10 protein-coding genes are annotated in these 12421 nt (G+C 42.9%); 2 read left to right on the top strand and 8 right to left on the bottom strand.

Annotated elements, in window-relative coordinates:
• Positions 1–8 precede the first annotated feature (8 nt).
• On the top strand, positions 9–785 hold the full coding sequence (locus RM347_RS11055; protein WP_322721868.1) for an SDR family NAD(P)-dependent oxidoreductase: 777 nt from the start codon (positions 9–11) through the stop codon (positions 783–785).
• Positions 786–905: 120 nt separating this feature from the next.
• Here the strand turns inward: RM347_RS11055 and RM347_RS11060 are convergent, their stop codons facing one another.
• The 8 genes from RM347_RS11060 to RM347_RS11095 all read right to left on the bottom strand — a co-directional run bounded on the left by RM347_RS11060 (position 906) and on the right by RM347_RS11095 (position 8504).
• Positions 906–1685, bottom strand: a complete 780-nt coding sequence (locus RM347_RS11060; protein WP_322721869.1) for a photosystem II S4 domain protein — start codon at positions 1683–1685, stop codon at positions 906–908.
• A 44-nt stretch (positions 1686–1729) separates the two neighbouring features.
• Positions 1730–1966, bottom strand: a complete 237-nt coding sequence (locus RM347_RS11065) for a GNAT family N-acetyltransferase (protein WP_322721870.1) — start codon at positions 1964–1966, stop codon at positions 1730–1732.
• 65 nt (positions 1967–2031) lie between these two features.
• Positions 2032–2541 carry a hypothetical protein gene (locus RM347_RS11070; protein WP_322721871.1) on the bottom strand — a complete coding sequence of 170 codons (510 nt, stop codon included), beginning with the start codon at positions 2539–2541 and terminating at the stop codon, positions 2032–2034.
• Between the two features lie 419 nt (positions 2542–2960).
• The gene (locus RM347_RS11075) at positions 2961–3338 is read right to left on the bottom strand and encodes a hypothetical protein (protein ID WP_322721872.1); all 378 of its coding nucleotides are present in this window, start codon (positions 3336–3338) and stop codon (positions 2961–2963) included.
• Between the two features lie 180 nt (positions 3339–3518).
• Positions 3519–5759, bottom strand: coding sequence for a TolC family protein (locus RM347_RS11080; protein ID WP_322721873.1), 2241 nt, complete (start codon positions 5757–5759; stop codon positions 3519–3521).
• Between the two features lie 103 nt (positions 5760–5862).
• Positions 5863–7425, bottom strand: coding sequence for a circadian clock protein KaiC (gene kaiC, locus RM347_RS11085; protein WP_322721874.1), 1563 nt, complete (start codon positions 7423–7425; stop codon positions 5863–5865).
• 77 nt (positions 7426–7502) lie between these two features.
• On the bottom strand, positions 7503–7817 hold the full coding sequence (kaiB, locus tag RM347_RS11090) for a circadian clock protein KaiB (RefSeq protein ID WP_322721875.1): 315 nt from the start codon (positions 7815–7817) through the stop codon (positions 7503–7505).
• A gap of 105 nt (positions 7818–7922) precedes the next feature.
• Positions 7923–8504: a KaiA family protein gene (locus tag RM347_RS11095; RefSeq protein ID WP_322721876.1), complete on the bottom strand. Its 582-nt coding sequence runs from the start codon at positions 8502–8504 to the stop codon at positions 7923–7925.
• Positions 8505–9163: 659 nt separating this feature from the next.
• Here RM347_RS11095 and RM347_RS11100 point away from each other — a divergent pair.
• Positions 9164–12421, top strand: coding sequence for an ATP-binding protein (locus RM347_RS11100; protein ID WP_322721987.1), 3258 nt, complete (start codon positions 9164–9166; stop codon positions 12419–12421).

A 12421-nucleotide genomic window follows, 5' to 3' on the forward strand; every position in this document is an offset into this window, starting at 1 on the left:
TATGTAGAATGTCAACTGCTTTAATTACTGGTGCCTCTAGTGGTATTGGTAAAGCTTTTGCCCAAGAACTAGCTGCACGCAAGACAAATCTTGTACTCGTTGCTCGTTCCGAAGAGAAACTAAGCCAATTAGCTAAACAACTACAACAACAACACAAAGTTCAAGTAGACGTTATAGTCAAAGACCTCACAGAACCTAATGCAGCAGCTGCTGTATTTGATGCGACTAAAGAAAAGGGATTAACCATTGACTTATTAATCAACAATGCTGGTTTTGGTTACTATGGGGACTTTGCTGAAGGGGATGGAGAAAGACAAGTCAAAATTGTACAATTAAACATTTTGGCATTGGTAGATTTAACCCATAAATTTCTCCCATTGATGCGGCAACGTCGTTCTGGAAGTATTATTAATGTATCCTCTATTACCGCATTTCAACCAATACCATACCTTTCTGTTTATGCTGCCAGTAAAGCTTTTATTCTCAGCTTTAGTGAAGCGCTATGGGCAGAAAATCATCAGTATGGTGTCCGTATTTTAGTCACTTGTCCAGGGCCAATAGAAACAAACTTTTTTGCAGAAGCTAATTTTCCTCCAGCGCTGGCAAGCAGCACAGATAAAGTGTATTCTTGTGAAAAAGTGGTTTGGGAATCTTTGGAGGCTTTGGAAAAAGGGTATCCAACTGTTATTAGTTCTGATAGTAGCACTCAAATTAGAAGCAAATTATCTCGGCTCGTACCGCGCAAACTTTTGCTGAGTATATTAGCAAAACACTTTAAAGCCTAAGTATATAGTTAGGAGTTAGGAGAGACGTGATTAATCGCGTCTGTACAAGAGTTAGGAATTTGGAGTTAAAAAAGTAGTTAATTTTAAACTCCTAACTTTTGATTATTAACTCCTCACTTATTACATATATCTTGTTAATTGAACTCGGTAACGGTCTTTTTTGGTAACAGCGATTTCCCCAACTTCTAAACGTCCTTTAGAGCGAATAGCGATTAAGTCACCTGATTTCACTTGAGAACTAGCTTGGGTAACTTCCTTCCAATTGACGCGGACATCGCCAGCATCAATGAAATCAACCATTTTGCTGCGGGACATACCAAAACCAGCAGATGCGATCGCATCTAACCGCAAAGAAGCCTCCACAGTAGTTAATTCTTTTTTCTTTGGTTCCCGAACCCTTAATTCAGTTACCTCAATTCGCTGAGTTTTCACAGGAACCGATCGCACCTGTTTAAGACTCATTTCCAAAAATTCCACTAACTCTGGGGCGGCAATCGCCTGGGCCCCTCGCTCTCCCAAAACTATAATGTCTCCCGTCTTTTCACGAACAATTCCCGTTCCCAACATTGCACCTAAAAAGTCGCGGTGAGAGGCGGTATCAAACAGGAAATTACCAGCAATTTCCACGGCCACAAGGCTGACTTGAGATTGATCTAAGGGAAGTTCCGAACGAGCGATCGCTATTCTTTGGCGTTCAGCTTGTGGATATCCACCCCACGCAACCAATTGCACTTCTGTTAATCGGTTAAATACCCGTTGAATTTCCGCCAATTCTGGGGGAGACAGAAAATCAGTCAAAACCACTTCCCAAGTTTTGATGGCTTGCTCCGCTTGGTCAATTACACGAGCTAGACTATCTCGATTTTCAACACCTTTTAAAAGTTCTTCTCGTGGCAACATTCTTAAAAATTATGAGTTATGAATTGAGAATTAATCTGCTATAACTATCTTGATTCTAACTTTAATTCCCATTTCAGCAGATTTTCATTCCTAGCAATTTGTTGCATTCCCAGTTTTTCCAAAATGCGAATCGAGGCAACACGATCGTCTGGAGAATGAGCGATAATTCTTTTGAGTTTTTGCTGAGTAAAGGCAAAATCGAGGAGTGCTTCTACTGCTTCAAAAGCAAATCCCTGCTGGTCTACTTGGGATTTGTTTTTGATCGCAGCGGCTTGCGCCACCTCCAAAGAACAGGGAAGTAACTCAAGTCGCTGTGTCGTGTCGTAATGTGTAAACTACGATTCATTCAATACACAGTATTTGTGTCAGCATAACCTTGGATATTTTCTGGATCAAACTGACGTAATATTCGCGTTGCTTGCCGAGTGAGAGTTTCAGAACCTTGAACAGCAACTAAGTATTTACCCGCATCTAAGCGGTTGCGATAAGGTAAAGCATCACCGCTACCTACGAGTAAACCGACTCCGCCACCGACAAATACACCACCCATAGCACCACTAGCAGCACCCAGCAGTCCACCAACGATATGATTACCAACTTCACCTGCCCAGGCAAAAGTATCTAAACCAGTGATCAGGCTGAATGTAAAACCTGCAAAAAAGCCAAATGGTATCAGCCAGGTTGCCATCAGTTTTGCTTGCTTTTTAGCTTGTTCTTTGGGGTCAATTAAGCCAAACTCGTCAGCCGTTTTATACCCTCTCCCCAGGATAGTACTGTTTATGCCTTCTTTTTCTAAAGCTAAGTAAGCAGCTTCGGCTTGAATCCGGTCTGGTAATACGGCAACAAGGTAATTCATTGATTTTACAATTTGTCTAATAGAAGTTTTGCCTTAATTAACAGCGTATCAGTCCTGGTCGAATCAATCTTGCATTGGGTAGGAGTGAGGATTCAAAAGTCAGGAGTCTTACTCCCCAACGCTAGTAGGGAAGGGGTTGGGGGTTAGGTCTCATATTGAACAAGAAGCAGGGGGAATGCTCCTTCTTCCATACTGCGAAACGAAGTCGAGCAAAGGCGCAATCCCCCACTTCAATAAACGTGCTTCTCATTCAGTCTGGGTGTTCACTGGGCTTTGTTGTTGGCGCAGCCTCTCGTAGAGAAGTGTACAATTCCCGTCTGAACATCCCCCTGCTCCCTTGCCTCTTCTTGAACTCAACTGCAAATTGCGTAGGCGTAGCCCGCCGCAGGCATCGCACAAGTTAAATGCACATGGGGCGATCATTTGAGCGAATCTAGCGGCTCACAAAAATTGTTCACGCCTTGCTTGACGACATATATCAAAACTGGCGTTGCCAAAATCTTAGGAAACGTCGGCATCGCTTTTAGACGTTCCATCATCTTTTGAAGTGAAGTATTCAGCAAATCGTCACGATATTCTTGTTCGCAGATCACCGCACGCCATTTTCTAGCTAAAGCATCTAACCACTCGGCATTTGCTCTTTCTGGTTGTTGTCCTGCTCGGATAGCTAGCGTCATTGCTGCATCTTCTAAATCTCCATCACAGTCTTCAATCAAATCCAGCGCTTCCATATCGCTGGGATCATCTGCCAATTGAGAGCGAAACTGTGCAATTTCTTGAGATGTTACTTTAGTCATGAGTCTTTGACAAGGCGAGCGATGCCTACGGCGGTAAACTACGAACACTCCGTTATGCTACATCATTTCACAAAATTGCTGTTACAAATACGTTTTTTTTACCAAAAAGCCTCATTCTTCAATGTAATTATTGAAAAATGAGGCTTTTAGAATTTTTAATTGAGAGATAAGTCAGCAGTACTAGCGTAGTGCTCTGAGGGTAACAGACCGTTGTAACTGAGCTAAAGCACGGTTGTAATCCAAAATTGCTGTGACTCGATTACCTTCAGCTCTTGTGAGGTCGTTTTCAGAGTTAATGACATCAGTTTGAGTACCTACACCAGCTTGGAATCGCAAACGCGCTAAACGTAGAGCTTCCCTAGCTTGTTCTAAAGCGGTATTAGCGGTTTGAACATTCTCCAAACTAGATTGCTGGGTAGAATAGGCTTGTTCTACCTGAAAGCGAATTTGGTTGCGCTGTTCGGCAAATTGAGTTTCTGCGATCGCAATATTAACTCTTGACTGAGCTGCTCTTGCTCTTGCTGCTCCTCCATCAAACAAATTTAGGGTTGCCCTAACTCCAAATGAATAACCATCAGTAACACTGACATTATCATCGAACTGGTCTAGCAGGTCGTAGCTGGCGACCAAACTAACTTGAGGACCTAGCTCGGCAAGGGCCTGCCTACGCTGTTGCTCGCTGATATTGCGTTGTGCCAACTGCTGTTGCAATTCTGGACGATTTTGAAAAGCCAGCACAATACTTTGTTCTAGTGTTGGGTTCCAAAGACCAGCTAATTGTACAGGGTCGGCTGCACTGATATTTATCCCCTGCGGCAAACTTATCCGAGTTGCTAATTGACGACGGGAAATTGCCTGCTGCGATCTAGCATTAGTCAAATCTTGTTGGGCATTTGCTAAATTCACCTGCGATCGCAACACATCAAACCGCGTACCAACCCCAGCTCGCTCTAAAGCTTCTGCATCACGCAAACTAGCTTCAGAGTTCTGCACAGCCGACTGGGCAATACGTACTTGTTCATCTGCTTGTTGCAGATTGTAGTAGTCAGTGGCAACATTCAAACGGATTGTCTCAGACTGAGTTTCTACAGCCAACTCATTAAAACGTACCTGTTCTTCAGCCGCTCTGACGCTAGCTTGCACTCTCCCAGAAGTATAAACGTTATATGAAAGTTGTGCTTGACCAGAAAAAGATGTACTGGGTTGATCTTGGTTAGAGAGTCTGCCATTTCGCCCGTTTATTTCGTCCGTCAGCTGACTACTAGAAGACTGACTACGAGTAAGATCCGTGGTAATTCCCAAAGTGGGCAATAAAGCAGCTTGCGCCTCCCGTAGAGCCGCTCGATTGCGTTCTAGCTCCAATAGAGACACCTGTAAATCCCGATTGTTACGCCGTGCTAACTCCAAAGCCTGTGCCAAAGTAATCGGCTGATTTCCCTGAAGTCTCACTTCCTCAGGTTTGGTGGGAAATTGCAGGGGATTTGAGTTAGGAATCAGGTTATCGGGAATTTGCACCGGCCCTGATGGTGCAGGAGTTACGGTTCTCGGCACAGTGGGAGGTTGCACTGAACCCCCTGGTACAGGAGTTACGGTTCCTGGAACAGTGGAAGGTTGCACTGAACCCTCTGGTGCAGGAGTTACGGTTTCCGGCGCAGTGGGAGTTGGCGTCGAATCTGCCGGAATCGGGGTATTACTCTGAGCCAGGCGGCCAACAGCATTTTGTTGTAAGCAGGTGTTTGAGGTTAGTAGCAAATCGACCAAAGAGTCAGTTTTGCTTTTTCCCAACTCCTGTGGACACCTCTGCGCTGACAACAGTTTTGCTGCTCCTCCACCTTTAGCTGAAGTTTGTAAAAATGTTTGCAAGTGAGTAACAGTATTTATCTTTTGAACCACTGGCTGCTGTGCAGAAGACAGGGACAAAATTTCTTTTTGGACAGAAGGGGATTTTGAAGTGTAGTTGGGAACTACTATCCGCTTTAATTTCTGCCCATAGGCGCTTGAATTACTCTGTTTTTTGTTATTCTGAGCAGAACGGCTGACATCAAGCTGTTGGGAAGGATTAGAGGTAGGTGTCAAACTGAAAAATCTACCTTCATCTTTCTTAAGTACTTGTTTTATTGGCACAACAGTATTTTCAGCCGTGAATACTGGAATACTGTTATTACTTAAAGGCTTGACACTAAGTTTAGTAAAACCAAAAGCAGGTACTAGGGTTGGAACACTAACAAATGCAGCATTAGGCAGTTGCGTATTCATGGTGTCTACAACCAAGTTTTGACCATAAGTAGAAGTCAAAACACTAGGAGAAGACGCCAGTTGTACCCCAGTTAGTTTTGCAGTACCAGCCCAAGAAGGCTGAGTTGTTAAGACCGCTGCCGTTACACCAGGTAAGAAGCTATAAAATAATTGCTGTCCTTTCACCGCATCCCTCACACGAAAATCAATCTAGCGGCAGAAAACCTTTCTTCACCACAGAATATAGCACGATACTAAATTTAGGAAAGAATATACTACGATACTAAATTTAGGGTTCGGAACTCTGTTTGTCTTCAAAACGTCTAACAATGCGAGAAAGTTCCGCCTTTTCATCGATACTAACGCGAGTAGGAGCACCGCTGATAATCCGTTCGTAGTTTCGGAAAGAATCTTTAATATCGGGCCCGTCAGCAGTGATATTATACTCACGAATGCCCTTATCATGCCAAGATCCGCGCATCTTAAATACGTTAATTGCCCGCGACATTTCTCCACGAATTTCTACGTACTGTAACATTAGAATTGTGTCGGTAATCGTAGAAATGTGAGAGTCAGTAATCGAATGCGCTCCCAGAAATTGGTCAGTTGTGTTAGTAAAGAAACCAGTAATTTCTTCTTGTTTAGCATAACCTGTTACACCAATTACAAACTGCCGAAATGCATTATTGCTTACTCCTCTAGCTAGTGCTGATAGGGAATCAATGGCGATGCGAGCTGGTTTGAAGACAGCAATTTCTGATTTAATAATTTGTAAGTGATCTTCTAAACCAGTTGATTCGGGATAGGTACAGATTATTTTGAGTAAACCTTGATGTTCTAATTCTTCAAAATCAATTCCCCAAGAAGAAGCATTACGAGATAGTTGGGCGCGTGATTCTTCATAAGCAAATAGTATTGCCTGTTCTCCATTGAGGCAGCCATCTTGAATAAACTTACTTACTAACAGGGTTTTGCCAGTACCTGTAGCTCCTGTTGCCAAAATAATTGAATCTTTAAAGAAACCACCACCGCACATTTGATCTAAGGTTTTAACACCAGAAGATACTCTGACATTAGAAGACCGTTGAGTTAAGCGCATTGCTCCTAGTGGGAAGATGTTAACTCCTTCATTAGTAATGGTGAAGGGATATTCGCCTTTCATGTGAGTTGTGCCGCGTAACTTGAGAATTTCAATTGTGCGGCGGCGGCGTTCTCCTTCTAAAACATTGCGAACAATTACTACATTATCGGAAACAAATTCTTCTACTCCGAAAGAAGCAACGGGCCCATATTCTTCACTACGTTCAGTGGTAATTACAGTGGTGACACTCAGTAGTTTGAGGCGTGCTACCAGGCGAAAAATCTCGCGCCGCACTACTCCCATCGCTTCATACTGCTGAAATACCGCTGTTATTGAGTCGATTGAAACTCGTTTAGCTTTGTATTTGCGGATGGCATATTGCAAGCGTTCAATGAGTGCAGAAAGATCAAAATTTCCAACGATATCTTGACCTTCTGGATCGGGAGATGCATCAAGAATAAATAACTTGCCTTCTTCGATTAGCCGTGGCAAGTTCCAACCAAAAACATGGGCATTTTTAATAATATCACTGGGTGATTCTTCAAAAGTAACAAATACTCCTGCTTCATCAAAGTAGGTGATACCGTTATAGAGAAACTGAAGAGAGAATAAAGTTTTGCCTGTGCCGGAGGTGCCACTGATCAAGGTAGTTCTACCAATTGGTAAACCACCATGACTAATATCATCAAACCCTTCGATCATCGTGCGAATTTTTTCTACACCCTTAATTATCGGTGTTTGCTTTGGTTCTACTTGCTCGTTTTCACTCATTGCTTGATAACAAAAGGGTATTAAACCAGGTATTTTTATTACTAAAATTTGTACTCAATTCTTTTATGATTAAAATTTTACTCTTCAAAATCTTCTTCACTCAGTTCTTCATAGAGCAAATCTAATCCAATCAATACTCTTTCTCGATCTGAAAGATCCCCAATAATTTTGCGAACTGGTGGAGGTAAAATTTTAGATAATGTCGGCGTCGCCAATATTTTATCTTCTTCGGCCAGTTGCGGGCTTTTCAGGACATCGATCACTTTTAAAGCATAAACACCTTCAAACTCCTGTTCTAAAATATTTTTGAGTGTTTTTAATGCCCGAACTGAATTAGGTGTGTTCCCTGCTACATAAAGTTTGAGAACGTAGGTTTTTCTGGCTTTATTCATATACTTAATAGCTAGTCACGATCTATAGAAATACAAAATGCGAACGTGCATTGAGAGTCATTAACAGCAGTATCTTGTTCCAAGTTGAACATTGATAAATTAAATTTATTTAGAAATCGAACTCCTATAGACTTCGCACAGGTGAGCCAAAATATCTATCAATGTTAGGCGGTAATCAAGTAAAGTTTCATTGCTCCTTCCTTCTAATTTTAGCTGGTTAGAAAATTCTTCAATTACCTCCATGTGAATTTCGATGATTTGGGGCACAGGAATATTAGCATAAAATATAGTATTGATAAATTTATCAATTTTCTCTTTGAGTGTTTTATCTGTGGTAAAATATTCTATAAGAATCAAACTGTAATCAGATTTAAGCTGTCTTAATAATTTTTGCCTTTCTGCTGGAGTCATCTCCTGAAAATGCTGTTGGCTTTTTTGCATCTGACTTGCAAATACATAGACGTACTTGCCAGTGTATGCCTTATTTTGATTTTGTTGCGGCCAATTTAGTAAGTAGTTAATTTTTCCAGAGGTAGTTGCAGCAACAGGTAGGTAGCAAAATTGGGCGGTAATTGCGTGAATAAATTTCCATACCCACGTGCTCCAACCTTTTTGGTTGGCTAAGTCGACTGGATTATCTAAAGATTTGTTAACATCAGGTTGCAGAATCAGTATCGGTAATAACATCTATTCTTGAATATATCTCCTCGATCGCCCTGACCAAGAAACGCGGGCTGATAAATTTGGCTAACGCTTCTAAAGGAATACTAGGTGTGCAGTAAACTGGTGATTTAGCCCCAAAATAACGCTCTGTGTTAGCAGATAGTACTAGCCACTCAACAACCTAGTGCAGCAACTGAGTAATAAAACTTAGTAGGTTTTTGATGATGAGGTATCTGTCTGCATAACAAGACACAGTAGCTAATCTATTATTTGCATATCTATGTATATAAATAGATAGATTTTTTTATTTTGCTCCTTGATAAGATACTTAAACGAACTTAAAGGATTGTCGCATTCTAAATCATTATAATTCCTCAAGGTTCTAAAGCGATTCTTTGGGGCCATAATTGTTTTAGCCGTCGCTATCGATGAGGAGTTTAAATACCAGTAAGACACTGGGGAGGCTAGTTGCTAGAAATGAGAAACGTCGCCTCTTGGAAAAATGCACTCGTCCGCAAGCAAGTGTCCGTGAGGGGAAATCCCGTTGTTTTAATGGCGTTGAAATAACCAGAGTTGCTTATATGAGTCTTCTTAGAGGATATGACTTCAGGCGAAAAGACCATCAACAGTTGGCAGATGGAAATGCCGGAGGGTTCCACAGGAAGAATGACCCCCAAAGCCCTATGTTAATGCTAGATTACCCGCTTTATGACTTTCAGGCAACCGTACCTAGCTGCCCCCAAACAAGTTCTCTGGCAGTGGTGTTGGAGATTTTTGAGCAAGAGCAGTGCGATCGCTTGGTAGTAGTGAATCAACAGCAATGCCCCATCGGATTGCTGTATTCTGCCCGTTTAATCCAAAAATTATTAGCAAATAGTGACGATAAAAATCTAAATTTACACCAATCACTCTCTATCTGGGGTCAAGGTTTAATTGAGCCAATACAGACAATATCAGCTTCTGAGCGTGTAGAGCAATTAAGCTTGCACTTGTGTTATCCACAAGCCGAAAAACACCAGAACTTAGATTGGGCACTGATTGACTCTAATGGTCAATATTTGGGGCTACTGGATAGTTCACGCCTGTTGCGATTGTTGGCTAAGGAACGCATGGCTGGTTCATTAAGCTCAGGTATCCAGAGGCCTTCTGGTGAACATCGCCATGAGTATGATGCTAGTCTGCGGACGCCAAACGAACCCAACTCATTGGGACACCAGCCACTGGTACACTTGCTGGAAAGACTGCCTTGGCCTTTGATGTTGCAAACGGGTACTGGCGAGGTGGTCGCACGAAATCCCGCTTGGTGGCAGCAATTAGGAGCCTTGAAAGATCCAGAAGGAGTTAGGCAACAGGTGGAAGCAATACTTGTCCCTAACCGCTCCGAAAAACCAGAATATGCCACCCAACAAGCAATCAAGGTTCATCCCAATGGTAGGGAGAATGAGCATGGTGGTGAAGAAAAACTGACTCAGCAAGAAGCATCACCTGATGCTGTATACAGTCGGTGCTATTTGGATAGTCAGGTGGGTACTTGTACCTGCGTTGTCGAAGTGCAAAATGGTCAGGAGCGAATCTGGCAGTTTGCCAAAATTCCATTAGATAGTCCTGAGTTTAAAGTCATGAGTGCTGAAGAGGAGGTTGCATTCAGTACTGACCTGTGGTTGGTTTTAGCTACTGATGTCACCGAGCAGCAACAGCTTTGCAAAGAATTGGCAGCGAAGAATGCCGATTTAATTCAACTAAATCGGTTGAAGGACGAATTTTTAGCTTGTATTAGTCATGAACTCAAAACTCCCCTCACTGCCGTTTTAGGATTATCACGCTTGCTGGTGGATCAGCAGTTGGGAGAACTCAACGAGCGTCAAGCCCGTTATGCGGGACTAATTCATCAAAGTGGACGCCACCTGATGAGTGTGGTGAACGACATTTTGGATTTGACCCGCATGGAAACGGGACAAATGGATTTGACGCTGACGCCAGTAAAAATTAGTGCTGTGTGCGATCGCGCCCTATCGGAAGCTAAAGCCATCCATACTCAAACTACCAAAGCCACATCCCAAACTCAACAAAATGCCCGTTCATCTGCTCCCCAATTCTGCCTCTCCATTGAACTAGGCTTAGACCAAATAGTGGCAGATGAATTGCGCTTGCGCCAGATGCTTGTCCACCTACTTTCCAACGCCTTTAAATTCACCGAAATATCTGGCGAAATTGGGTTGCGGGTGAGTCGTTGGGAAGGATGGATTGCCTTTACAGTTTGGGATACAGGTATTGGCATTCCTGAACACCAGCAACACTTAATTTTTCAAAAATTCCAACAACTGGAAAATCCCCTCACTCGCCAATTTGAAGGGACTGGTTTGGGACTGGTACTAACTCGGGCCTTGGCTCGTCTCCACGGAGGAGATGTCAGCTTCTTATCTCGTGAAGGGAAAGGTAGCCAGTTTACCCTACTTCTACCGCCCAGTCCTCCGAAAACAGGCTTTTCTGAACCAGATATGGGAATTAGAGAAGACGAGGAGACACGATATCAACAGACACGGGAAAACCCCGCAGTCGCTCGTCAACTTGTTACGCCCACACAGCATCATCCCGCTAGTTCGCAACGGTTGGTCTTGGTAGTCGAGGCAGTAGCCAGATATATTGAAGACTTGACCGAACAACTAAAAGGTTTAGGATATCGGGTAGTAATTGCGCGATCGGGGACAGAAGCAGTCGAAAAAGCTCGGCGCTTGCAACCAATCGCGATATTTTTGAATCCGTTGCTACCCCTGCTATCAGGCTGGGATGTGCTAACTTTACTAAAATCTGACACCGCAACCCGTCATATATCGGTAATTGTGACCGCAACGGGAGCGGAAAAGGAGCAAGCATTTGCTAACCGAGCCGATGGTTTCTTAAGTTTGCCAGTAGAGCATCAGGTCTTAGCACCAGTTTTAGAAAAATTATGTACTGTACAAACAGTTCCGCAGCAAGGGTTAAACAACAGCGCAATTATTCCAACTAAAACCCCACTGCGAATTCTCAGGTTGGTAAATCCCCAGTTGGAATCGGTCAATCCCCACCCCTCACTTCGAGAACACCGGGTGATTGAAGTAGATGACTTAGATCAGGCAGAACTTTTGGCGCGGGTATGGCAGTTTGATGTCATTTTGCTAGATGTCGAAAGTACCACCGCCCAAATTTATCTGCAACAACTAATTCAGCACCCACGTTTGGCGGCTATCCCACTGGTCACTTGCGATGTCGCAACTACCCTAATAGCTTCTAAGATACCAGGGCTATCTGTATTTCCTTACTTAACACCATTTGCCAAAGACAACAGCAGTCGCACCGAGAAAACAGATGCTTTACTATCAGTACTGCAAATTGCTTCTGGTATTTGCTGTCCTCCTAACATCTTGGTAGTGGATTTGACAATGCTGCGTGATTTACCACAAGTAAGACGCAAGCAAGTTAAGGGTTATCGGACAGCAAAAAATTGCTCAATTAGTAGTGAAACTGCTGAAAGGGGGTCTGAGTGGTTCCAAGCTTTAATTCAGTACCTACAAACAGCAGGTTTCAAAGCGGCGATGAGTCCCTGTTGGGCAGAAGTGTTACAACAAATTCGCCACCAAAGCGTTGACTTACTGCTAATTTGTTTAGGAGAATCTGCTATCCACAAAGACGTGCTCAAAGCACTGAAAACATTGGGAGACTCACCTGAAAAATTACCACCAATTTTGGTACTGAATCAGCGATTAAATCGCCTAGAAACCAGGTTCCAGCCTGGGGTGGCTTATAAGGAAATTGACAAGCAGAAGAAGAATGGTTTGGAATCGATAGAAACTGTTGTTGGTGCGATCGCTACCCAAATATTACCGCGATCGATATCAATGGAAGACCTCTTAAACCAGATCAATCAAGCTTTAGCTGTCAACGGTTACAATGACAAATGTTAA

Source organism: Nostoc sp. ChiQUE02 (assembly GCF_034531305.2).
Classification (GTDB): Bacteria; Cyanobacteriota; Cyanobacteriia; order Cyanobacteriales; family Nostocaceae; genus Nostoc.